Origin of the sequence: Streptomyces changchenzhani (assembly GCF_039766235.1) — a bacterium.
Taxonomy (GTDB): Bacteria; Actinomycetota; Actinomycetes; order Streptomycetales; family Streptomycetaceae; genus Streptomyces.
In genome coordinates this window covers 194,254-217,232 of record NZ_JBDHNH010000004.1, presented here as the reverse complement: position 1 = coordinate 217,232, position 22,979 = coordinate 194,254, and the positions used below count along the sequence as shown (strand labels likewise).

Sequence of the window (22,979 nt, the reverse complement as noted above, 5' to 3'; positions counted from 1 at the left end):
AACACCCATGGCACGTCGTACGCTCGCACGCACCCTCGCCACACCCGCTCTGGCCCTGGCGGGCCTGATCGGCCTCGCGTCGGCCCCCGCCCAGGCCGCGGTCTGGAACACCTGCGACCAATGGGGCAACACCAGCCTGAACGGCTACACGCTCTACAACAACATCTGGGGCTCCGGCGCCGGCCGCCAGTGCGTCTGGGCGAACTCCGGTACCAACTGGGGCGTCAACGCGAACCACCCGGCCACCAGCGGCATCAAGTCCTACCCCAACTCCAAGAAGGTGATCGGGAAGTCGATCACCTCGCTCTCCTCGCTCACCAGCAACTACAACGTCGCTGTCCCCTCGTCGGGCGACTACAACACGTCGTACGACATCTGGGACACCGACTACGACTACGAGATCATGCTCTGGGTCAACCGGAACGGGAACGTCGGCGCGCTCGGCACCCCCCAGGGCAACGCCACCCTCGGCGGTCACACCTGGGCCGTCTACAAGGGCAACAACGGCGCCAACGAGGTCTTCTCCTTCCTGCGCACCTCGGACTCGAACGCGGGCAGTGTGAACATCCTGCCGATCCTTAAGTGGATCAAGGACACCAAGGGCTGGATGGGCAACGAGACCATCGGTGACGTGCAGTTCGGTTTCGAGATCAGCGGCTCGCCCGGCGGCCTGGACTTCCGGACGAACAACCTCACGGTGTCGGGCGGCTGATCGAGCGGCCGGTGCCCCGCGGGGCACCGGCCGAAGTGGGCGCCGGCACGTCGGGGCCGCTGTTGGCTCGTCCCCGGGCACAGTCAACTGCCCCGCCGTCGAGCCGAGTCTGCCCGCCGTCCCCGCCTCCGCCCGGGCCGAGATCGACCGCAACCTCACCCTCCTCGACACCCAGATCGCCGAGGCCAACAAGCGCCTCATCGACACCGTCGGACAAGGCGGACCCAACTTCATCCAGAACGCCATCCTCGGCCCCCTGGAAGACAAACGCGTCGCCACCATCAACCGCATGGCCACCGCCATCGGCCGCACCGCCGCCAAACCCCAAGGCCTCGACAACCTCGCCCCCTGCACCCTGAACCCTGAACCCTGAACCAGTGACCCACTGACACCCCGAGAGGGGCGACGTGATCCGGGCCGTGCGGCAGCGGGGAGCGGTTTCCTCGTTTCGTCGGGCCGCTCGCCTGGCTGGGGATCCGAGCATGTCGGGATCGCGCCTCGGAACCAAGGTGTATGTCTGCATGAACATTTAACAGTTGAGGCCTGGGGGCGGCCAGTGAACAGACTGACCATTGCGACGAGGGCTCTTCACCCCTAAGTTGCTTTGCACCATGGCGCCTGACCCAAGGCGGTGTCTCCGACCACTGCCCGTGCCGCCTTGACTGGGCCCCAGCTGTTGGCATGTTCTGACAGACCCTCAAGGAGCTCCCCCACCATGCGAAAGTTCATCGGCGCCCTGGCCGCCGGCGTGATAGCGCTTGCCGGTATTGCCACCTCGGGCGCAACGCCCGCCGCCGCAGACGACACCTCCGGCACCCTCAATGTCCTCACGTACAACGTCGCCGGGCTTCCGCTCGGACTCGGCGACAGCAACCCGGAGAAGAACACCCCGCTGATCGGCCAGCGCCTCGGCTCGTACGACATCGTCAATGTCCAGGAGGACTTCAACTACCACGCCTCGCTGTACGCCAACGACAACCACCCCTACCGCACGGCCACCAGCGGGGGCGCGGGCTTCGGTGACGGCATGAACACCCTGTCCGACTACACCTTCGATGACTTCCAGCGCGTCGGCTGGAAGGACTGCACGAACGCCGACTGCCTCACCCCCAAGGGCTTCACCCTCGCCCGGGCGCAGCTCGCCGAAGGCATCTTCGTCGACCTCTACAACCTCCACACGAACGCCGACTCCACCGACGCCGCGATGGCGGCCCGGCGCAAGAACATCGAGCAGCTGTCGGACTTCATCCAGGCCAACAGCAGCGGCAACGCCGTCATCGTCATGGGCGACACCAACACCCGCTACACACGGATCGGCGACAACATCCGCACCCTCGTCAGCGAGAACGGACTCACCGACGCCTGGGTGCAGCTGGTCCGCGGCGGCTCCGCCCCGGCAGCCGGGAGCGACGCCCTGGTGTGCGACGCGGCTGCGCCGACCAACGTCTGCGAGGTCGTCGACAAGGTCCTCTACCGTCCCGGCCCGCTGGTGAACCTCACCGCCACCCACTACGACAACGAGTGGCACACGTTCCTCGACTCCAGTGGCAAGCACCTGTCGGACCACTTCCCGCACGCCGTGGACTTCAACTGGTCGCTGCCTTCCGACCGGCGCTCCAGCGACCACTTCGGCGGCCCGCACGGCACCGCCTTCAACGACGCCGACAGCCTTCCGGCCACCCCCGTCGCCCGGACCCTCACCCTGCGGGGCGGGTCCCGGCTGGACGCCGTCTCCCTCTCCCTCGACGGCGGTACCGTCCTCAGCCACGGTCGTACCGGCGGCACCCCTGTCTCCCTCACCCTGGCCTCCGGCGAACACCTCACGTCGGTCACGCTGACAAAGGGCAAGAAGGACGGGCGCACCAGGATCTTCTCCGCCGCCTTCTCCACCGATGCGGGCCGCACTCTCTCGGCCGGCAGCACCACCTCCGACGCCGTGACCTACACCGCGCCCGCCGGCTGGCAGATCATCGGCTTCACCGGCCGCTCCGGCGGCGAGATCGACAAACTCGGCGTCATCTACGCACCGAAGTAGCCCCACCACCGTGCCATGCGGGTGCGCCCGGACGTTCGCTATTCCGACCGATGGCCAGAATAGCGAACACCGTGCAAGCGCAGCCGCTCGCCGACAATCACCCTGCCGCACACTGGCGTTGCTCGTTCCGGAGATCACCCAACGCGCCCCATTGACACCACAGGTAGCACCTGTCTACATACCCGGGCCACAGGCCCTCAACACGACTCCGCTGCCACCGTTTTAGCTGGTCAACCGGGCCGTGAGTCGTGTACCACCAGCAGACGAAGAATCTTCTCGTGTCCTACTCGCCGAAGAAGCTCGGCTTCTTCTAGGAGCACCAAAAGGGCGCCTGAACTGGACCTTTTCCCGTCAGGCGCCCTTCGGTCCGCTCGCTCACGCACCAGAGAGATTTCCGCGGTTCCTCCCGATACATCCCATTCTTGCGTCACCTCCGACCAGCGGTTCCGAGGCATTTCCGGGCCGGATTGAGACTCAGCCGCCACCGGCCGCAATGGATCCTGCGCCCCAGCCGGGAACTTGACGTAGTGCTGGACAGAACCTGGATGCTCTGTCCAGCCCGGCGGGCGCACTCAGCCGGGTCGACTCCATAGGCCAGCCAGAAGGAAAAGCCGGCGTGGCGGCGGTCGTAGGGCCGTTTAGCCAGCACGCGAGCGCTGATCGCTCCCCGGAGTTGCCGCGGTCGTCAGTCGATCTTCCGAGCACTGCGCAGTAGTGCGTCAAAGTTCTGTTGATTGCGTGAACCGATCTGGGCCGATTTCCGTTTTCCACCCGAGAGGGTTCCGCAGCAGACTGGAACCCTCAGCCTTCGTGGCATCGCGGGCGCGAACGCGTGTGCGGTCCCACGTAGCGATCGAGAGGCAGCGATGATAGCGACGCGTTCACCTGTGCGGCGAAGAACTGTAATACCGGTCGTTGCGGCGCGGAGGGCGCTGTGGATGTTCGTCATCGTCAACGTGGCGATCGTCGAGTTCCTCTTCATCACCGTCGGAACCGGCAAGAACGGGATCCTCAGTGTCGCCAAATTCTTCGGCCTGCACGCCGCTCTACTGATCGTATTCCAGCTGCTGCTGGTGGCCAGGCTGCCGTGGCTGGATCGCCGCCTCGGCATGGACCGGTTGACGGTGTGGCATCGGTGGGTCGGATTCACCCTGCTGTGGACCATCCTCACGCACGCCGCTCTGGTCGTGCTCGGGTACGCCAGACTCGACGACGTGTCGATGGCGAAGACCTTCTTCGCGTTGAGCGGAGTGCCGGCCTCCCTGCTGGGCATGCTTGCTGCCACCATCGTCGTCATAGTTGGCACGGTCTCCGCCCGACCTCTCCGGCGGCGATTGCAGTACGAGACCTGGCATGGCCTGCACCTGCTTCTGTACGTGGCGCTGGGGCTGGCGTTCGTCCATCAGCTGCTGGAGACCACGACCTTCGGGTCCTCCGCGTTCGCGATGACCTACTGGTGGGCCCTGTGGTTGCTCTCCTTCGGCGCTCTCGTGGTCGGGCGGATTGCCGTCCCCGTGTGGCGCAACTACTATCATCAGTTCCGGGTCACGGCTGTGGTGTCGGAATCGGACAACGTGGTGTCGGTACACGTCACCGGCCGCCACCTTGAGCGGCTCCCCGCTCAGGCCGGACAATTCTTCATCTGGCGATTCCCCGGGCACAACCACTGGTGGCTGGCGAACCCGTTCTCCCTGTCTGCGGCACCCAACGCACACACACTGCGCCTGACGGCAAAGGCGTCTGGTGCCACCAGTGCCGGCCTGCGACAACTCCCGGTCGGGAACCGCGCGTTCATGGAGGGCCCCTATGGAGCGCTCACCTCATTGCACCGAACGCGGCCCGGTGCACTGCTGATCGCCGGCGGTATGGGCATCACGCCCATCCGGGCCCTCCTGGAGGAGGAACCGACCGGCGACGTCATTGTTCTCTACCGGGTGCGTACCGAGAAGGATGCCGTGCTGGGCGATGAGATGCGAGACCTCGTCGCGGCTCGCGGCGGGCGGCTCCACCTGCTTACCGGTCAGACGCGAAAGGGGGCAATGCCGTTCGAGCCGGACAACCTCCGTGTCCTGGCCCCCGACATCGTCGAACGCGACGTGTACGTCTGCGGCCCACCTGCCATGACCTCGGCCGTGCTCAAGAGCCTACGAACACTCAAAGTGCCCAACGGGCAAGTGCACGCCGAGAAGTTCAACCTGGCCTGACAAGCAATAGCTCCACACAGCATAGGAAGATCTCTCACCGCCAGTCAGCCCTACAGTCGGCCCGCCCACCACAAGCCAGGCGATCACAGCCATGGAAAGGAACCCGGAGAGCGCTGTTGCGCTCTCCGGACCGCGATCTTGAACGGCCTCACGCTGCGAGGGGAAGTCGCTCGGCCAAACCGAGCTGTTCGGGCCGGTGGCCGCTGATCCGACCATCCCGCGGCTGGTCGAGATCCTGGCTGGGGCTGGCCCTCGCGCACTGATGACGATCCGTCGGGCCATGGCTGAAGTCCGCTAGCAATGGTAGAAGTTGGCCGGTCCCACGCGTAGCAGACGGTGCCCGCCGACGTATGGCTGGCGGGCACCGTCGCCCGATTCCAGGGCGTCGCTGTACCGGCAAACCTCACGGCGACCAACGAAGACCGTATGCGTTATGCCAAGCCGTACAATCGGCATGCTACCGACAACAGGAAGGGAACCGTGCACCAGGCAAACCGCTGCACGCGAAGGTGGCAGAGGCGATAGATCTCTGTCGGACCTGTCCGCTCGTTAGCGCCTGCCTTGTCTGGTCGATAGCGAATCCAACCCGAGCCAATGACGGAAGCTGGGGCGCCACGACTCCTCCGCAGAGAAGAATACTGCGAAAAGAACTTGTCCGACGTGTCGGAGAAGGCAGTGTGGACCAAACTCTGCAAGAAGAGTAGCAAAATGTCAACGAAGGGACAGGAAAGAGATGACGCGACAGAGGAAAGAAAGTTCACTCAGTCTGCTACCTGGCGACACAACGGACGATACACTCGCACAGAATGCCTATGTAGCCGTCCTACCCATCGGAAGTTTCGAACAACACGGACAATTTCTGCCGCTGGCAACCGATACGCTCATCGCCTCTGCGATCGCGCACGAGATTGCGCAGGCATATCCCGTTCTGCGCCTGCCACCACTCACGGTTTCTTGTTCCCACGAACATGAGTCATGGCCCGGCACTGTCAGTATATCGGCAGCTACGCTTTACGCCGTGGTACGCGACATATCCCAGTCCCTACACCGGCGCGGGATAGACCGATTGGTTTTGCTGAACGCCCATGGCGGAAACTATGTGCTGCGAAATATTGTGCAGGAATCCGCGCCGGGCCCTGTCCGCATGGCCCTCTTCCCCGGCCCGGTCGACTGGGATACGGCGCGGAGCATATCAGGGGTGAAGACGTCGGCGCACAGTGATATGCACGCCGGTGAAGTTGAGACATCCATTCTATTGCATGCCTTTCCCGAAACCGTTCGCCCCGGCTACGAGAACGCAGATCACATCGAGGACGATCGTAAACACCTACTCACTCTAGGAATGGCGGCGTACAGCGCCTCCGGTGTGATTGGCCGGCCATCGTTGGCGTCTGCAGCCAAGGGCCGGGAAATGCTGGCTGCACTCGTCGAATCTTTCGGTGAATACATGACCCTGCTGGCGAACGAGGAGGACCGGTGAACAGCTCAGAAGAGGTACTGGATGAAGCAGCCGCCTGGAAGCGCCTCCTCACTGTTCGTTCGGCCGCGGATGCCGAAGCCGCCGGAATTGTCGTAAGCAGTAGTCGCACAGCAGGATGGCGAGGGCGTGCCTCGTCAGGCGCCGAACTGCTTGCACAGCTGTACTCGACACTCTGTATCGCCGGACCACAGCTGGCTTTCGCACAACTCGGGCAGAGCCTGGACGGCTTCATCGCAACCCGTACCGGAGACTCGGACTTCGTCACCGGCGAGGAGGACCGCCGTCACCTGCACCGGCTGCGCGCCCTCGCGGACGCCGTAGTCGTCGGGGCGGGTACCGCGGTGGCCGACGACCCACTGCTCACGGTGCGCGCCTGCGAGGGCGCCAATCCTGTACGGGTCGTCCTCGATCCGCGGGGCCGTGTGCCACTGGACCGTCAGGTGTTCAGCGACCCGTCCGCACCCACCCTGTGGTTGGTGGCAGCAGGCGAGGGCCGTCACAGGAGTTCCGCCGCCGCTGGGGTCGGCGGCCATGTCGAAGTACTGGAGCTGTCCGGACTCGACGATTTCGCGCCTGCTCAGTTGCTGAAGGTGCTTGCCGCACGCGGCCTGGGCCGCGTACTGGTCGAAGGAGGCGGTGTGACGGTGTCGCGTTTCCTGCACGACGGGGCACTGAGCCGCCTGTATGTCACCGTGGCGCCGGTCCTGATCGGTGACGGTGTTCCTGGACTCCGCTTCAACGGCACGACTGTCATGCGGGATGCGCTTCGACCACCGCTGCGTCGCTTCGAACTCGGCGCCGACAGCCTTTTCGAGTTCGAGCTGGGAAGTCCTTCCGCATGAAGAACTCGGCCAGCAGCACGACCATGCCCGGCAGGCTTGCGGCGAAGGTCAGAACGCCGTACATCACGGCCACAGTGAGCCCCTGACCTGCACCGAGCCCGGCCGCGCCGAAAGCCCAGGCGCTGGCCCCCTCACGGGGACCCCAGCCGCCGATGCTCAGCGGCAACGCCATGGCGAGCAGCACGATGAGCATCACGGGCGCCAGTTCGACGACGGGCGTCATGGTTCCTGCGGCTCTGGCAGCCAGCAGGAATACGCCCAGGTATCCGGTCAGAGCGATAAAGGACGCCAGGAGCACGCCGGGCCACGTGCGACGCCCCAGCAGCCCGAGTCGTACTTCCGCCAGCGCGGTGCGCACGGCCCGGCGAGAACGAGCGATGACGGCGCTACCGCGCGAAGGAATGACGGCCACCGCTCCAACACAGGCCGCTGCGCCGACTGCCAGCAGTACGACCGATGACAGCAGATACTCGCGGACCGGGGACGGACGCCCGAACAGGAACGCGCCTCCGACTGCGAGGAGTACGAGTTGGCCGGCAGCGCGTTCGAGGACCACGGCCTGAAGGCCGCGCCGAACGTCCCCCGCATCCCGCCCGTGTCTGGCCCCGCGGTAGACGTCGCCGAGCACACCGCCCGGCAGCGCCGCGTTCAGGAACAACGCCCTGTAGTAGCCCACGACAGCATGTCCGAGAGGCAGAGGGACCCCCAGACCGCGGGCCACCAGGCACCATCGCCAGGCGCTGAACACTGTGCTGAGCAATCCGAGCCCGAGCGCGCCCAGCAAGGTGGCGCCGTCGATGCGGCTCAGTCCGTCAAGGAGAGCCTCGGTCCCCAGCTGCCACAGCAGAGCCACCAGAATGATCGCGCCGGCGATCTTGCCGCCCTGAGACCGTATCTGCGCTCTCATGACGTGGTGATCCGCGTCCCGGGCAGCGCCAGCAGGTCGGTGTGGTGGACCACTACGTGCAGCTCCCCGGCGGCACACGTGGCCAGGCGCCGCCGCACATACGATGCGGCGTGCGGCACGAGATCGGGGCTCTGCTGACACGCCGCGTCCACCCAGCCGCGCAGCCACTGGGCAGTCAGTGCCCGCTCGTCATATCCGAGCTTCCAGGGACTCTCGAACGTGCTGACCGTGGCACCCTCACGTATGAAGGCCTCGGAGGCTACAGACACCGCATTGGGCCCCAGTAGTCCACCGCGTCGTTGATGGAGGTCGAAGGCGCTGCCGATCACCGAGTCCATGGGGTCGGCGGGGGTCAGATCGACCCGTCCCACCACTGACAGCGTCAGCAATGCCGGGACACCGGCATCGGTACAGGTCCGAACGAGCCCTTGCACGGCCTCCGCAGTCAGTACGTCGAGCAGCGCCGACGCCGTCACGAGTGTGGCTTCGGCAAGGTCGCCGGCCGTCAGTGACGCGAGATCACCGCATTCTGTGCTGACTTCCACCCGGCTGCCGCCGGGTGTATCGCGAGGTGCTCGCTCGGCGGCCAGGGCGAGCAGGTCGGCATCATGGTCGTGCAGTACCCACTTCTGTTTCCCGGGCAGTTGGGGAGCGAGCCAGCGCATCATCGAGCCCGTGCCGCAGCCCATGTCGTGGATGACCAGGGGTTTCTGATCCAGGTGCGGCAGAAGGGGGTGCAGGAGCTCGCTTGCCCGGGCGGCACCGTCCGCGGACTCGCGCAGATCCAACCATCCGGAAGCGAATCGCGGTACGTCAGTCATGGAGACACCCGGTCTTCCGCGCGGTGGACGGCATCGATTCCAGCGCGGCGGTCAGATGCCGCGCTGTCGTCCCCCACGGATCCAGCGTCTCGCGACGCGCGAGGGCAGCTTCCTTCAGGCGGCGGCGGAGTGGGGAATCGTCAAACCAGCGCCGCATCGCGGAGGCGATCTCAGCCGGGTCGCCGGTGGGGAGAAGCATGCCGGGAACGTGTCCGTCGGGCGCATGCCCAACAGCCTCCCGCACTCCGCCGACGTCGACCGCCAGGACGGGAATTGCCCGCGCGAGCGCTTCGGTGAGCGCCATCCCGTAGGTCTCGGCGTACGAGGTGAGAACCATCAGATCGGCGGCTGCGAACGCGGCCTGGAATTCCGGTCCGGTCCTGGCCCCCGTGAAGTGGACCCGGCCGCTCAGCCCGGACTTCTCCACCTCTGCTCTCAGCCCGGCCACGTATGCGGAGCTCTCATCGACGGCGCCCACGAAGAAGCACTCCCAGGGCAGATCGGCAACGGAACCCAGCGCCTGCACAAGCCGGTCGTGCCCCTTTCGCGGAGTTACCGATGCCACGCACAACAGGCGTGAAACGCCGTCAGTGCCGTGGGCGGGATCAGCGGGGTCGGTGCCTGGTGCGGCGACATGGACTCGTGCCGCGACGAGCCCATGGTGGGCGGCGATCTGCCGCGCCGTCCAGGTGCTGGTGGCGACGACGGCCGGCACGGCACGCAGCGTCTCGCGCTCCCGGGCGTCGAGCTGAGCTGCCTCGTGGGCACTGAGGCCGGTCTCGTCCGCAAGAGGCAGGTGCACCACGACGGCCACCCGCAGCCGTTCGACTGCGGGAACAATCAACTCGGGCACCGCGCACGCGACCAGCCCGTCCAGCAGCACCACGGAGTCATTGGGCAGGCTCGCGACAAGCTCTGCGAGTCGGGCTCGGTCCACCGGTCCTGGCTGCGGCCAGTCGCCGGGCACAGAGTGTCCGTGGACCTGCCACCCGGCTTCGGTCAGCTCACGGCAGAGCCGAAGGTCATAGAGGTTGCCGCCGCTCGGTGCGGCCGCGTCGTCCACTCCCCCGGGCATCACGAAGTGCACTGGCCTGCCGACGGGTTGCGTATGCGGAGCGGCCACGGGGTGCGTACGGGGAGCGGTCACAGCGTGCGCTCGTAACTGGCCCAGGCGATGTGGGACTCGTGCAAGGTCACCATGATCCCGGCAAGCCCCTGGGCATGCGGGCCCAACCCACCGCCATGTACTCGATCGGCAAGCCGATCCGCTATGACCTTCGCCAGCACCTCCGTGGATGTGTTGACGGCCGCGAAATCAGGCTCGTCGTCGAGGTTGCGGTAGTTCAGGGCGCCGACGATGACGCCCAACTCCCGTGTGGCCAGACCAATGTCCACGACGAGGTTGTCCGCATCCAGCTCGGCTCGGCGGAATGTGGCATCCACGATGTAGGTCGCGCCGTGCAAGCGCTGCGCGGGGCCGAAGATTTCCCCCTGGAAGCTGTGAGCGATCATGAAGTGGTCACGGACGGTGAGAGTGAACAACTGGCTAGGCCTCTCCGGTGCGGGCTTCTGGCTTTCCGAGAGACGCGATTCGTCCCTCATACAGATACGGACCGTCCATCGTCCCAGTTCATGGCGAGCGGATCACGACTCGTACCGAACACACAGGCAGAGCGCCGAGAGATCACCGGAGGCGAGCTGCCGCATGGCCGAGGGCAATGCGTCGAAGGAACACTCGTCCGTGATCAAGGCGTCGAAAACGGGGTCGGCCAGTAGCTCAAGAGCCAGCGAGAGCCGTCCGGAGAAAGTCCGCCGGGAGCGGCGGGCAGGAGAGACCATCCCGACCTGGCTACTGCGTATGACCAGGCGCCGGGAGTGGAACGCCTCACCCAGCGGCAGACTGACGCTCCGGTCGCCGTACCAGCTCATCTCCAGGACCGTCCCCTCGATGGCCAGGAGATCAAGCGAGCGGCGCAGTCCTTCCTCGCTGGCGCTGGCATGGATCACGAGATCGCAGTCACCCTCGGCATCTTCGGGTACGGCGAAACGCACCCCGAGAGCATCGGCGACATGCGCACGCCGGGGGTCGGTGTCGATCAGCTGTACACGGACACCGGGATAGCGCGCCACCAGGGCGGCGACCGTGGACCCGACCATGCCCGCCCCTACGACAGCCACCTTGTCCCCCAGCAGCGGCGCCGCGTCCCACAGCGCGTTCACGGCCGTTTCCACTGTGCCGGCCAGAATCGCCCGCTTCGCGGTGACACCGTCCGGCACCGGAGTCACGGCGGCCGCCGGAACGACATATCTGCTCTGGTGCGGGTAGAGACTGAAAACCGTGCGTCCAAGCAGGTGACGGGGGCCCTCCTCGACGACGCCGACGTTGAGGTATCCGTATTTGACCGGTCCGGGGAAATCACCCTCCTGGAAAGGGGCACGCATGGCCGCGTACTGACTTTCAGGCACACGCCCCTGAAACACGAGGGTCTCGGTCCCACGACTCACGCCGGAGTAGAGCGTACGAACCATCACCTCGTCCGCGGCAGGTTCCCGCAGCTCGACGTTCCTGATCTCACCGTGGCCGGCCGAGGCGATCCAAAAGGCACGCGCTTGCTGCATGAGCTGAACCTGAACCAATCATCTGAAATGTGCCCACACCTACCGCAGCGGACCGTAGGACCCTCTGTGCACTTTGTGGGCGTGGAAGCGTGGTTGCTGCCATCGCAATGTCTGCGCAGAGCGTGTCAGAACCTGGCCGGGGACGGCAGGCCATGCCCGGTGGGCCGCCCCGAACGTCGCGATGCGTACGACACCGGTCCGGCTCGCGATGTGGGTGAAGTCGGCCACGCGGCGCGTCGGACGGGGAGGATGGCGAAGCGGTGGGTGAACACGACTGAACTGGAGCCGCGCCCAATCCGTAGTGGAGAGAGTCGTGGCTGCCCGATCTCTACCCGGGTCCGCCACACCACCACTGAGCTTCACAAAGAAGGGCCCTCGGGTTGTCGCTCTGGACGCGGTCTCGCCGCCTGCCACACACGGACAATGAAGACATTGGCGAAATCCGCGCTCCGGACCGCCGAAAGGAGGCTACGCCCAACGCCCCCGCAGGTGACACCCCGCCGAGTCGGGCGACGCCGCACGACACCGGCAGTGGCTCCACCGCGGAGGACTGTGGTCTGCCCGCCGGGCGCCGGACTTCGATGCGGGCCCGAGCACAAGTGTCCAGCAGCCTGGCTGCTCTGCTCCTGCTCGGCGCCTTCCTCCTGCCCAACGAAGTCACTGGCCTGACGCCCGAAACGTTCGTCCGCATCCCTGTGGAAGCGCTGCTCGGGGTTGCGACACTGCTCATTCTGCCGTCGCGGGTGAGGCGGGTGGTGGCTGCGCTGGCCGGGTTGGGTGTGGGCCTGCTGACGGTTCTGAATCTCCTCGACATGGGCTTTCACTCAACACTCGACCGGCCGTTCGACCTTGCAGTCGACTGGGTTCTGCTCGATGACGCCAAGTCCTTCGCCGGAGACACGGTCGGCGATGTCGGCGCGCTCGCCGCAGTGATCGGAACATTGGTTCTGGTTGTCGTTCTGATCATCTTGATGACGCTGGCAGCTCTCAGGTTGAGTCAGGTGGTTGCCCGCCACAGCGCCGCAGCGACCCACAGCGTCATCGTGCTCGGAACCGTCTGGATCACGACCAGCGCCCTCGGCGCCCAGATCGCTGATGTGCCGGTCGCCTCCCGGAGCATGGTGGATCTCGTCCGCGACCACACGGGTCTGGTCAGAGCAGGGCTGGCGGACGAGCGAGCGTTCGCAGAAGAGACTGCCGACGATGCCTTCCGTGATACGACGCCGGAGCAGTTGCTGACAGGATTGCGCGGCAAGAAGGTCATTTTCGCGTTCATCGAGAGCTACGGCCGTAGCGCGCTTGAGGACCCTGAGATCGCGCCAGAAGTTGGCGAAGTGCTGGCGAACGGCACCAGCAGGTTGCGCAAGGCCGGCTTCTCTTCCCGAAGCGGCTTCCTCACGTCACCGGTGGCGGGAGCCGGGAGTTGGCTGGCGCACTCCACTTTCCTTTCCGGCACGTGGGTCAACACCCAACAGCGCTACGACCGCATCACGTCAAGCGACCGTCTCACTCTCACCGGCGCCTTCCAGCGAACCGGCGCTTGGCAGACGGTCGGCATCATGCCCGGCGTCACGCAGTCTTGGCCGGAGGGCGAGTTCTTTGGACTCGACCACATCTACGACTCTCGACAACTGGGTTACGAGGGGCCCAAGTTCGGCTGGTCCCCGGTGCCCGACCAGTACAGCCTGGCCGCCATGGAACGGATTGAGCAGGAAGGCTACGAGAAACCGTTGATGACGGAGATCGTCCTGACCTCCAGCCACAGCCCCTGGGCGCCCGTTCCCAAGATGATTGGCTGGGACAAAATCGGGGACGGCACCGTTTACAACAGCATCAAGGAGGCCGGGAAGCGTCCCGCCGACGTCTGGAAGGACGCCGCGAAAGTCCGTACCGAGTACGGGCGCGCCATCGCGTACTCGGTCAGCAGCCTCATCTCCTACGTGGAGGAATACGCAGACAAGGACACCGTGCTTGTCCTTCTCGGCGACCACCAGCCCAACTCGACTGTCACTGGCCCCCACCCCAGCCACGACGTACCGATCTCGATCGTCACCGATGATCCTGCCGTGCTGGACCGGATATCCAGCTGGGACTGGCAGGACGGTCTGAGACCCGGGCCGACAGCTCCAGTCTGGCGGATGGACACCTTTCGCGACCGTTTCCTGACCGCCTATGGTCCGCGTCCCGAAGCTGCCCCGACGTCAAAAGAAACACGGTGATCCATCCCCGGAGAGCACCATCGTCACAATGGAAAGGAAAAGTGCACCTTCTCCGGTGGACCGTGCGCCACATAGCCACACTCCTATACGGGCGACAGCAAGGCCCTTCTCCGCCAGAGCCACCGGATGTCCCGCCCGAACGACCACATCAGCATTCCAAGTGCTGACGCGGCCATCGCCGTCGCGGGTACCCGCGGGTATATCTCCGTAACCACAACGAGCAAGAGGATGCCTTGCAGAGCTGCCACCGACTTGCGGGCGGTACTCGATGGCAGCGGGTGACTCAGCCACGGAAAGAGGCGGGCCGCTCCCACAAACCCGTAGCGCATCAATCCGATCAGTAGCACCCATGCCCCCAGAGAAGCCGCAACATGCGCACTGAGTACAAGAATCAGGAACGCATCAACCTCCATATCGAAGCGCGCCCCAAGCGGGGACGACGTTCCCGTGCGCCGGGCAACCTTGCCGTCGACCGCATCGAGTATCAGTGCCGCTGCTGTAAGCACCACCAGCGCCATGACCGGCGGCGGGCTCTCAAACGAATCCGCGACCAGTGCGGTCACTCCGCCGACGAGCGTCGCCCTCACCAGCGTGACACGGTTGGCGGGGCCGAACGACGTGAGCCACGACCGGTGCAGAGCTCTGGTAAGTACGGCCCAGGTGGCGAGCACGAAGACAATCCCTGTCAACCATCCCGTCGGTCCCAGACCGAAACCAATAGCGAAGAGCGTCAACACCAATATCTGCGCTCCCGCTCCGACGCTTGGCTCGTGCCGGAGCAACCTCCCGCCATATACCTCGCTCAAGGCCATTGTGTGTGCTTCCTCCGGCTGTGACAGGTTCCAAAGGCCGCGCACCGTAGGCGCACAGCCATGCAGAGGTAACTACGGCGGCCGTTGGGCGATTGTTCACAGGACGTGCCGGCCCCCGCCGTGACCATGCCGTCCGACGGCCCGCGACACAGCACCCGTCGCCCGAGAAGATGCCGCCGGTGGTGATCCGGACCGCCGACGCCAGGCCTGGCGGTCGACACCGATGCGACGCCTGCCGCCCTGCGGTCTTCCCGCCCACGAGCCGGGAGAACAGCCTGGGGGACGTGTAGCGATGCAGCACAGGCGAGGAACACGCCGATCTGCCAGCTCTCCGTACGCCAAGAACTGCGGCTACCCGCTGACAGCAAGACGCTGTGCGCACGCCGTACCCCGGAGGCACGGCAGCCCGACGTCCGCTCACTGTGCTGCCCAATCGGACCGACAGCCCTTTCCCTGAAGATCCTGCTGCCCAGGACTGAACCAGACCCAACAGTACGGACGTAGTACACCGCAGGGCCCCGTATCAGTTCCACGGAAGGATTCGTTCCGCACCGGTGCAGGGAGTATGCGGGTCCGTGCACCGGTGCCGCAGGAGAGGCCGCGCCACAGCAATTCACTGGTCGATGTGTCATGGAGGCAGGGCAAGAGATGCTCGGCGCAGGAAGATCGAAGACTGGGCGGTCACGCCCTGTCACTACCCCGGATCAGCCACCAGGTCGGCCACCAGGTCGGCCACCGACGGGAAAAGTACGCCATACGAAAGCAGGACATCCCCTGGGAATGACGTCGACCTGCGATCACATCGCCGATGCGCCCTCTATCTACTCATGCCCGTCCGGGACTATCATTCGCACGATGAGGATCCAGCTATGACGAAGATTGACAGTTCGTTCGGCGAAGGCGTACGCCCTACGACTACTGAACGTGCGGTGAGCGTCAAACTCAGTACCACGCACGGAGAATTCCTGGCTATCGGTTACCTCGACCACAGGCGTGGCGACGAACAAATGGTGCTGGTTTATGGAGACATCGAGCAGGATGGTGTTCTCACTCGACTGCACTCGGAATGTTTGACCGGGGATGTTTTCGATTCTAAACACTGTGAATGCGGAAGTCAGCTGTCGGCCGCACTCGATGCAATCGTTAAGAGGGGAAGCGGCATCCTCATCTATCTTCAGGGGCACGAGGGGCGCGGCATCGGACTACTGGCCAAACTTCGGGCGATGAAGCTGCAGTCCGAGGGAATGGACACGGTCGAGGCAAACATCGCTCTCGGTCTCCCCGTCGATTCGCGCGACTACAGCGTAGCAGCGGAAATCTTGCACGATCTCGGCGTGCGTTCGGTGCAACTGCTCTCCAACAATCCCCGCAAAAGCGAATCGTTGCGGAGTAACGGCATAGGAATAGAATCCCTTGTGCCACTACTCATACCCCCCAGCGCGGAGAACAGGTTCTATCAATGGACCAAACGCGATCGTCTCAATCATCATCTGCCCCACCTGGACGTTATCGAAGACTGACCTGATGCACATGACGAAGGTTTACGTCCGGTGTTCTGACCGATCAGCACAGCAGCATCGGCGTACGACTTCGCAACCCAGCCGGGCAGTTCCTCCGCGAAGGCCGGCAGATTGGCTACGCCCCGGCGGGCCGGGCCACGTCCTTCGGCTGGACCGCGACCATGTAGGACCAGCCTCGTTTCTCCCAACGTCATCGCCAACATCCTGAACGAGACGTCCAGCGCCGAGGCAGCCGAAGTGCGACGATCACGCGATCACAGCAAGGGGGAACCGGGATGTGGCGGGACGTGACCAGGAAGATCGTTGGCGTACTGGGCGAGCTTGTTCGGCAGCCAGGCCAGTTGCGCTGATTCCTGAAACGGCCCGCCCCCCTCATGGTCGTTGAAGGCGTACACCTCTATCTCCTTATCGGCGTGGCTGTAGGCATTGAAGGCGGCGAACACCGTCGAAGGCGGGGAGGTCAGGTCTTCCAGCGCCACGGAGAACAGAGCGGGTACTTGTCCACGTGCGGCGAAATGCACCCCATCGAAGTAGGCGAGCGTACGGGCCACCTGTTCCACCCGCCCTCGATGCGCCTTCAGGTAGTGGCCTACCTCGCGGTACGGGATGCGCTCCGCGAGCGTCACTGCTCGCGGAAAGTCGCAGAGGAACGGCACGTCGGGCGCTACTGCTGCCAGGTCCGGCACCAGTTGTCGCCACCGGTGGAGGGGTGCAGGTCGATGCGGTAGCCGCCGACCCCGATCGAGTCGCGGTAGCGGGTGCCACCGCGCGGTCCGACGAGGTCGATGGCCACGTCGTGCTCGGTGATGGTCGTGACGGCCTTGATACGGCGTGACTCGCGCACGTAGGCGGACTTGGCCAGGCCGTCGGCGGTACCGGTGATGTCGGGGCGGATCCGCAGGCCCGGGAACCCCTTGCCGCCGTTCGCGCGGGGCGCCTCCGTCTGAAGCCAGTACAGCAGCGAGAGGGACAACTGCCGGGCTTCGTGCAGGGCTTGCGCCTCCTGGCCGATGTACGGCTTGAGCCAGTAGTCGTTGAGTGGCCAGTTCACGAGCGTGATGTCCGAGTCGAAGGCGCCGGGCCGGTGCATCTTGCGGGCGAGGATGCGGTGGAAGCCCCACAGTTCCTTGTCGCCGGCGTCGGTGCTCTGGTCGGCCGAGACGCCCAGTGGGTCGAGCTCAGGATTCGGGACCAGGGTGCGCGGCACCGATGCGAGCGAGCGCGGGTCCGGTGCCTGGAATCCGAGCAGCGGACCGGGCCAGAAGTCGGGACGGTAGGAGCGCCAGAAGTCGTAGTCGGCGGGGCGCGCGATGGTGTGGTCCTCGCCCTCGTGGTGCGAGAGTGCGAAACACACGGTGATGCCCTGCTGGTTGGCGGGGTCGGCCACCTCGGGCGCGTGCGGCTCGTTGAACTCCTCGCGTGCCTCTGCCCCCAAGGCGTACTCCACACCGGCGAGTTCGAGCAGTACACCCGTTTCCGTGGCGTCGATGACGTAACGGGCCCGGATCGTGCGCCCGTCGTCGAAGGTCACGCTCCGTACGAAGTCGCCCTCGACCGTTGCCGCGGTCGGGCGGACCTCCGTGACCAGGGTCAGCAGCCCGGCGGACCGATAGGGCGCGATCATGCCCTCCAGCACGGCGAGTGCGGCACGCGGCTCCGCGCACAGCTTGCTGACCTGGCCCGCGCCCGGATTGAGGTCGCCCAGGGCGAGTGCCTCCGAACGCATCGGGTACCACTGCCGGTAGTAGGTACGGATGCCCTCACGCAGGGCCCGGTACGAGGCGGTCGTGCCGAACTGCTCGACCCAGGGGTGCTCGTCCGGCGGCACGGCCTGGGAGGTGAGCTGGCCACCGATCCAGTCGGTCTCCTCGGTGAGCACCACCGTACGGCTGGCGCGGCAGGCGGCGAGCGCTGCGGCAACGCCGCCCAGGCCACCACCCACAATAAGAATGTCGGCTTCGGGTATCACGAAACTCCTTGCGCTGTGCTGTTGGCGGGCCCGGAAGTAGTACCGGGCCGGAAGGTGCAGGCCACCAGGGGTTCAGGGGCAGGATCGCCCGCGACCAGAGAGGCGAGCAGGCGTACCGCCGCAGCGCCCAACTCGCGCCTGGGGATGTCGAATCCAGTCGGAACCGGGTCCGCGGCGAGATCCGACGGCGGGCTGCCGAGCAGGGCGAGCGATACCTCGCCCGGCACATCGAGAGCGGCAGCACGCACCGCCGCGACCAGTCCGCGCCACGCGCCTCCCGTGTCGGTCTCCTCGGCCACGAAAGCAGTGACACCGTTGTCATGCCAGGCGCGCATACGCGCGGCAGTCAGCTCCTGGGCGAGGTCGTCCGTGCGGACGACCTCGCCGGTGAGACCTTCCGCCGCCAGGCCTTCCCGGAATCCGCGCTCACGATCGGTGGAGGCCGGGGCCTCGTCGTCCTCACGGACCAGCATGACCCTGCGGTGCCCCAGCCGGGCAAGGTGTGCGATGACGTCCTGGGTGGCGCTGGCGTAGTCCGCACCCACCCAGGACAGCCCCTCAAGCTCGTCCCGCCGTCCGATATGCACGGCGGGAAACCCCTCGGCGACGAAACGTCGTAGCTGATCGGTGGGAATGTGTCGGCCGAGGAAGAGGCAGCCGTCCGCCAGGCGCACACGCCCGAGCGCCTCGGGTGCGCCGGCACCGGCGCCCCCTGGACTCGAACCGGTGAAAAGCACCAGGTCGTAGCCGCGCGACGCCGCCTCCTGCTCGACGCCGACGAGGAACGGATAGTACGAGTGCTGCACTTCCGTCGGGAAGGTCGCGGTGAAACTGAAGACGCCCAGCAGGTTGTTGTGGGCGGCGGCCAGCCGGCTGGCCGCCGGGTCGGGGACGTAGCCCAGCTCGCGGGCGGCGGCCAGGACTTTGCGACGGGTTTCGTCCGAGATGGTGATGCTCTTCTGCTTCTTCGCCAGAACGAGCGAGACGGTCGCCTGGGAAACGCCCGCCAGCCTGGCCACCTCCGCCTGCCGAGGCCGGGCCGCGCGGCCGCGGGGGGCGACGGAACGGCCCCGCCGAGGTTGCGCATCGGGATGCTCCACCATTGACTCCTTACGAGCTAATGCGCATTACTGATGCGCATTAGTGGGTCGCTTTGAGGCCGTGACACGAGGAGGTCAAGAGTTTCAGCCAGATTCTCTCCGGCGAACAACCACTGCAGCCGCACGCCAGTCGGCCAGGAGTGGGCCTGGCCACGGTCCCCGACCCGACCCTGCCGGTCGAGCGCAAGCACGACTACGACGCCCGCCGCCGCTCCCCGGTCGACCGGCACACGCAGGCGCTTCTCGCCGAGGACGAGATTCCGCACCAGCGTGTGACCAGCGACCCGACAGCCAGGCCCGGGCGACGATCCTTTCCTGGTGTACGAATTGGGGCCGGGACGCGGGTCGTGCGTCCCGGCCGGCCAGGGTCGGTCAGAGGAGCCAGCGGTTGCGGCGGACGAACGGCAGTCGCTCCCATACCCTGCCCAGGCCCCAGGTGCGGCCGGCGTATACGACGGCGAGAGCGATCAGTACCGCGGCGTACACCAGGTGGTAGTCGAGCAAGGGGTTGGTCGACATGCTGGGGGCGCCGTCGGACAGGTGCTTGGCCGGCGGCCATTCGGCCGCCCACATCAACGCCATCATCGCGGTGCCCGCTACGGCGGCGAACCGCAGGGCGACGCCCGCCATGAGTGCGGTGCCGATGGCGAGAAGTCCGAGCATGAACAGCCAGTTGGCCCAGGCGTCGCCGGCCCAGGCGTGGAAAGTCGACTCCATCGGCCCAGCGGCAACGCCGCTCAAAAAGCCCTTGGTCGGTGAGCCGCCGTCGATCCACGCCTTCGCGGCGGGGGTCGCGTAGCCCCAGCCAAAGGCTTTGTCGAAGAACGCCCACAGGAAGACGCCACCGACGATCAGACGTATCGCAGCGAAGGTCCTCGCCGCGACTGTGGTCGCCACCGCCTGGGTGGCGTCGGCGGTGGTTGCCTTCTGACTCCTGTGCCACGGGCGGGAGTTCTGCAGCGGCGGGTGCGGGTGAACGGCCATGGTGCTCATCCCTTCAACGAATGCTGGTCATGCAGGGGCTGTGGTTGTTGGTTCAATATCCCGCCTACGCAGGTGGTCCCGCTGGTGACATACAGCCCCCATCAGTGGGCCGAACGTCCCTGCCTGAAGGGCCTGTTGGGCTGCTGCACTACAGGCGGTCCAGGTCCAGGCGCGACCCCACCGCCGTTCGCCTGCTGTTGAGGGCCTTCCCTGCACCGTGGCACCGGTGGGGCAGCGCGGTGAGGGCAGCGCGGCCCGTACCGGGGACCTTCGGCCCTGCCCCTGTGCCCCGAGCAGCCCCTGGGGCGGCCCGTCGGGCAGTCGGAGGCTGGAGGTGAAGAACCTTCACGGAAGGAACACAAATGTCCGAGTGCCCGCGACTGGTGCACGCACTGCTCCTGGATGGCGTCACCGTACCCATCCGGCCCGGCCGCCCCGCTGTCCATGGCGACACCGACGGTCGGCCCTCGGTTGCACGACCACACCGGGCGCTCCCCCACGAGGTCCACCCGGCTGACGCCGTGCACGGCCCCGGCCCTGCGCGGAGAAGGAAGGAACTGGCATGAAGCACACCCAGATCGGCACCGTCATGGTGAGCGATGTGATTACGGCCCGGGCGGACACCGGGTTCAAGGAAGTGGCCCGTCTGCTCGGTGAGAACCGCATCAGTGGCCTGCCGGTCGTGGACGACGACGACAAGGTCATCGGTGTCATCTCCGAAACCGACCTGATATTGCACCAGGCCGCCGAGCCGCTCCCCGGCGAGCGCGCGCCCCGGCGCCGCCCACTGTTCACCCGCGTCGCGCGGGCCAGTGCGGTCAAGGAGCGTGCCGAGACCGCGGGGGCACTGATGTCGACGCCGGCCGTCACCGTCCGCGCCGAGGAGACCATCGCCGCAGCCGCCCGCACCATGGCCCAGCAGCACATCGAACGGCTCCCCGTCGTCGACGAGGAGGACCGCCTGGTCGGCATCGTCACCCGCCGCGAGGTGCTGCGGGTCTTCCTCCGCCCGGACGAGGACCTGCGCCGGGAGGTCATCCGCGAAGTCATCGTGGGCGCCTTGTCGCTGGCCCCTCGGAGCATCGACGTCAGCGTCGGGGACGGGGTGGTGACCCTGAAGGGAGGGCTTGAGCGGCTGAGCGAGAAACCGATCGCCCTGCACCTGACGCGCCGAGTCGACGGTGTGGTCGCCGTCGTCGACCGGCTCACCTATCGCATGGACGACTCTCATCTGCAGCCGACCGAGCAGGCCTTGCACGGCATCGGCGAGCAGTGGCTGCACACGCGAAAGGACAAAAGGTCATGACCCTGGACGTGCTGGTCGCCCATGCCGGCAAGAACGGCTCCACCGCGGAGATCGCCCATTGGATCGCCGAAACCCTCAGGACCGACGGTGTGTGCGTACACACCCGGCCTGCCGCCCTGGAAGGCGCTCCGGAGCGGTACGACGCCGTCGTGCTGGGCAGCTCACTGTATGCGGGGCGCTGGCACCGTCAGGCTCGCCGCTTCGCGCACCGCCACGCCAGGGCGCTGGCCGTTCAACCGCTGTGGCTGTTCAGCAGCGGTCCGTTGGACACCTCCGCGGCCGACCGGGACCTGCCGCCGGTGCGCGGGGTCGCCCGACTGGCCTCGCACCTTCACGCACGCGGGCACGCCACCTTCGGCGGCCGGCTCACGCAGGACGCCGAGGGCCCGATCGCCCGGATGCTGCTCCGGCAGGGGCGGGGCGGGGACTTCCGCGATGAGCAGCAGATCCGGACCTGGGCACACGTGATCGCCAGGGAACTGACCGCCGCCCGGCCCGCCGGAGCGATCCGGCCATCCGCTGAGAGGACACCATGAACATCAGCCCGCACATCGTGAGCGACGTCATGACCCAGACCGTCGTCTCTGTCGGCCGCCAGGCCACGTTCAAGGAGATCGTCGAACTGCTCGGGCAGTGGAGAGTCAGCGCGCTACCCGTCACCGAAGGCGAAGGCGTGGTCGTCGGGGTGGTCTCGGAGGCCGATCTGCTGCCCAAGGAAGAATTCCGCGACAGCGACCCGGACCGCCACACCCAACTGCGGCGGCTGTCCGACATCGCCAAGGCGGGCGCGGTCACCGCCGAGGAACTGATGACCGCACCCGCAGTCACCATCCGTGGCGGCGCGACCCTCGCCGAAGCATGCCGTGTGATGGCCCACCATCAGGTCAAGCGTCTGCCCGTGGTGGACGCAGTGGGCCGTATGGAAGGCATCGTCAGCCGTGGCGACCTCCTCAAGGTCTTCCTGCGGTCCGACGAGGACATCGCCGAGGAAGTCCGGCGGACCATCGTCGCCTACCTCTTCGCCACCCCGGCCGAGCCGATCGTGGTGACCGTCACCGACGGCGTCGTCACACTCGCCGGAAAGATTCGCGACACCTCCCTGATACCGGTCGCGGCACGCCTGGTGCGGGCCGTCGAAGGCGTGGTGAGTTTCGAGTACGAGCTCCACGGCGCCGCCCACGGACAGGCGTGAGCACGGTCCTGCTGTGCGGCGTGGGGGTCTGCCGCGGTCATCCGGTCCCGCCGTCGGCCGGCGAGAAGGGTCCATCGGCTCTGATCGCGTGGGGCCCACCGGCACAACGCTGCGCCCGCTGACCGTGTTCAGGGCGGCGGTGGGGCCGAGCGGTGCGTCCGCGAGGCCGAACGGCCCCCTGCCGTCGGCGACCACTGCCGCGAGGGTGGAGGAAAGACGCAACAGGTGCGCGGTGTGCGCACCGCGAAGGAGAGGCT

The 22,979-nt window shown here is 66.3% G+C and carries 19 protein-coding genes and 2 pseudogenes; 12 read left to right on the top strand and 9 right to left on the bottom strand.

What is annotated here, in order from left to right; all coding sequences use genetic code 11:
• Positions 1–7: 7 nt before the first annotated feature.
• The 7 genes and pseudogenes from ABCR94_RS15260 to ABCR94_RS15235 all read left to right on the top strand — a co-directional run bounded on the left by ABCR94_RS15260 (position 8) and on the right by ABCR94_RS15235 (position 7,273).
• Positions 8–712 (top strand): glycoside hydrolase family 12 protein, encoded by a 705-nt coding sequence (locus ABCR94_RS15260; RefSeq protein ID WP_347119829.1) that lies wholly within the window; start codon positions 8–10, stop codon positions 710–712.
• A 67-nt stretch (positions 713–779) separates the two neighbouring features.
• Positions 780–1,073, top strand: a pseudogene (locus ABCR94_RS15255) (hypothetical protein); the annotation flags it as partial.
• A gap of 354 nt (positions 1,074–1,427) precedes the next feature.
• Positions 1,428–2,747, top strand: a complete 1,320-nt coding sequence (locus ABCR94_RS15250) for a jacalin-like lectin (protein ID WP_347119828.1) — start codon at positions 1,428–1,430, stop codon at positions 2,745–2,747.
• Positions 2,748–3,613: 866 nt separating this feature from the next.
• Entirely contained in the window at positions 3,614–4,951 is a 1,338-nt protein-coding gene (locus ABCR94_RS15245; RefSeq protein WP_521977021.1) for a ferredoxin reductase family protein, read from the top strand.
• 350 nt (positions 4,952–5,301) lie between these two features.
• Positions 5,302–5,655: a WhiB family transcriptional regulator gene (locus tag ABCR94_RS39065; RefSeq protein ID WP_521977019.1), complete on the top strand. Its 354-nt coding sequence runs from the start codon at positions 5,302–5,304 to the stop codon at positions 5,653–5,655.
• Positions 5,656–5,684: 29 nt separating this feature from the next.
• Positions 5,685–6,431, top strand: coding sequence for a creatininase family protein (locus ABCR94_RS15240; protein ID WP_347119826.1), 747 nt, complete (start codon positions 5,685–5,687; stop codon positions 6,429–6,431).
• Positions 6,428–7,273, top strand: a complete 846-nt coding sequence (locus ABCR94_RS15235) for a RibD family protein (RefSeq protein ID WP_347119825.1) — start codon at positions 6,428–6,430, stop codon at positions 7,271–7,273. The genes ABCR94_RS15240 and ABCR94_RS15235 overlap by 4 nt, the downstream gene beginning before the upstream one ends.
• Here the strand turns inward: ABCR94_RS15235 and ABCR94_RS15230 are convergent.
• The 5 genes from ABCR94_RS15230 to ABCR94_RS15210 all read right to left on the bottom strand — a co-directional run bounded on the left by ABCR94_RS15230 (position 7,182) and on the right by ABCR94_RS15210 (position 11,620).
• Positions 7,182–8,180 carry a lysylphosphatidylglycerol synthase transmembrane domain-containing protein gene (locus ABCR94_RS15230; RefSeq protein ID WP_347119824.1) on the bottom strand — a complete coding sequence of 333 codons (999 nt, stop codon included), beginning with the start codon at positions 8,178–8,180 and terminating at the stop codon, positions 7,182–7,184. The two genes, ABCR94_RS15235 and ABCR94_RS15230, sit on opposite strands and share 92 nt — an antisense overlap.
• Positions 8,177–9,001: a methyltransferase domain-containing protein gene (locus tag ABCR94_RS15225; RefSeq protein ID WP_347119823.1), complete on the bottom strand. Its 825-nt coding sequence runs from the start codon at positions 8,999–9,001 to the stop codon at positions 8,177–8,179. The genes ABCR94_RS15230 and ABCR94_RS15225 overlap by 4 nt, the downstream gene beginning before the upstream one ends.
• A complete protein-coding gene (locus ABCR94_RS15220) occupies positions 8,994–10,148 on the bottom strand; it encodes a glycosyltransferase family 4 protein (RefSeq protein ID WP_521977016.1) in 1,155 nt (384 codons plus the stop codon). The genes ABCR94_RS15225 and ABCR94_RS15220 overlap by 8 nt, the downstream gene beginning before the upstream one ends.
• Entirely contained in the window at positions 10,145–10,543 is a 399-nt protein-coding gene (locus ABCR94_RS15215) for a 6-pyruvoyl trahydropterin synthase family protein (protein WP_347120138.1), read from the bottom strand. Before ABCR94_RS15215 ends, ABCR94_RS15220 begins: the two co-directional genes overlap by 4 nt.
• Before the next feature lie 102 nt (positions 10,544–10,645).
• Positions 10,646–11,620, bottom strand: a complete 975-nt coding sequence (locus tag ABCR94_RS15210; protein ID WP_347119822.1) for a zinc-dependent alcohol dehydrogenase — start codon at positions 11,618–11,620, stop codon at positions 10,646–10,648.
• A gap of 599 nt (positions 11,621–12,219) precedes the next feature.
• Between ABCR94_RS15210 and ABCR94_RS15205 the strand changes: the two genes are divergently transcribed.
• Positions 12,220–13,839, top strand: a complete 1,620-nt coding sequence (locus ABCR94_RS15205) for an alkaline phosphatase family protein (protein ID WP_347119820.1) — start codon at positions 12,220–12,222, stop codon at positions 13,837–13,839.
• Positions 13,840–13,922: 83 nt separating this feature from the next.
• Here the strand turns inward: ABCR94_RS15205 and ABCR94_RS15200 are convergent, their stop codons facing one another.
• Positions 13,923–14,651 (bottom strand): CDP-alcohol phosphatidyltransferase family protein, encoded by a 729-nt coding sequence (locus tag ABCR94_RS15200; protein ID WP_347119819.1) that lies wholly within the window; start codon positions 14,649–14,651, stop codon positions 13,923–13,925.
• An 869-nt stretch (positions 14,652–15,520) separates the two neighbouring features.
• Here ABCR94_RS15200 and ABCR94_RS15195 point away from each other — a divergent pair.
• Positions 15,521–16,171 carry a GTP cyclohydrolase II gene (locus ABCR94_RS15195; RefSeq protein WP_347119818.1) on the top strand — a complete coding sequence of 217 codons (651 nt, stop codon included), beginning with the start codon at positions 15,521–15,523 and terminating at the stop codon, positions 16,169–16,171.
• A 254-nt stretch (positions 16,172–16,425) separates the two neighbouring features.
• Here ABCR94_RS15195 and ABCR94_RS15185 read toward each other — a convergent pair.
• The 3 genes and pseudogenes from ABCR94_RS15185 to ABCR94_RS15175 form a co-directional block, all read right to left on the bottom strand.
• Positions 16,426–18,140: pseudogene (locus ABCR94_RS15185) on the bottom strand (FAD-dependent oxidoreductase).
• Complete coding sequence (locus tag ABCR94_RS15180) at positions 18,137–19,243, bottom strand: LacI family DNA-binding transcriptional regulator (protein WP_521977012.1); 1,107 nt, start codon at positions 19,241–19,243, stop codon at positions 18,137–18,139. The pseudogene ABCR94_RS15185 and the gene ABCR94_RS15180 overlap by 4 nt, the downstream one beginning before the upstream one ends.
• Before the next feature lie 369 nt (positions 19,244–19,612).
• Complete coding sequence (locus ABCR94_RS15175; protein WP_347119816.1) at positions 19,613–20,224, bottom strand: hypothetical protein; 612 nt, start codon at positions 20,222–20,224, stop codon at positions 19,613–19,615.
• A 562-nt stretch (positions 20,225–20,786) separates the two neighbouring features.
• Here ABCR94_RS15175 and ABCR94_RS15170 point away from each other — a divergent pair.
• The 3 genes from ABCR94_RS15170 to ABCR94_RS15160 are packed head-to-tail and all read left to right on the top strand — an operon-like array spanning position 20,787 to position 22,722.
• Positions 20,787–21,530 carry a CBS domain-containing protein gene (locus tag ABCR94_RS15170; protein WP_347119815.1) on the top strand — a complete coding sequence of 248 codons (744 nt, stop codon included), beginning with the start codon at positions 20,787–20,789 and terminating at the stop codon, positions 21,528–21,530.
• Positions 21,527–22,066 (top strand): flavodoxin domain-containing protein, encoded by a 540-nt coding sequence (locus tag ABCR94_RS15165; protein WP_347119814.1) that lies wholly within the window; start codon positions 21,527–21,529, stop codon positions 22,064–22,066. Before ABCR94_RS15170 ends, ABCR94_RS15165 begins: the two co-directional genes overlap by 4 nt.
• Entirely contained in the window at positions 22,063–22,722 is a 660-nt protein-coding gene (locus ABCR94_RS15160; RefSeq protein ID WP_347119813.1) for a CBS domain-containing protein, read from the top strand. Before ABCR94_RS15165 ends, ABCR94_RS15160 begins: the two co-directional genes overlap by 4 nt.
• Positions 22,723–22,979: the final 257 nt, after the last annotated feature.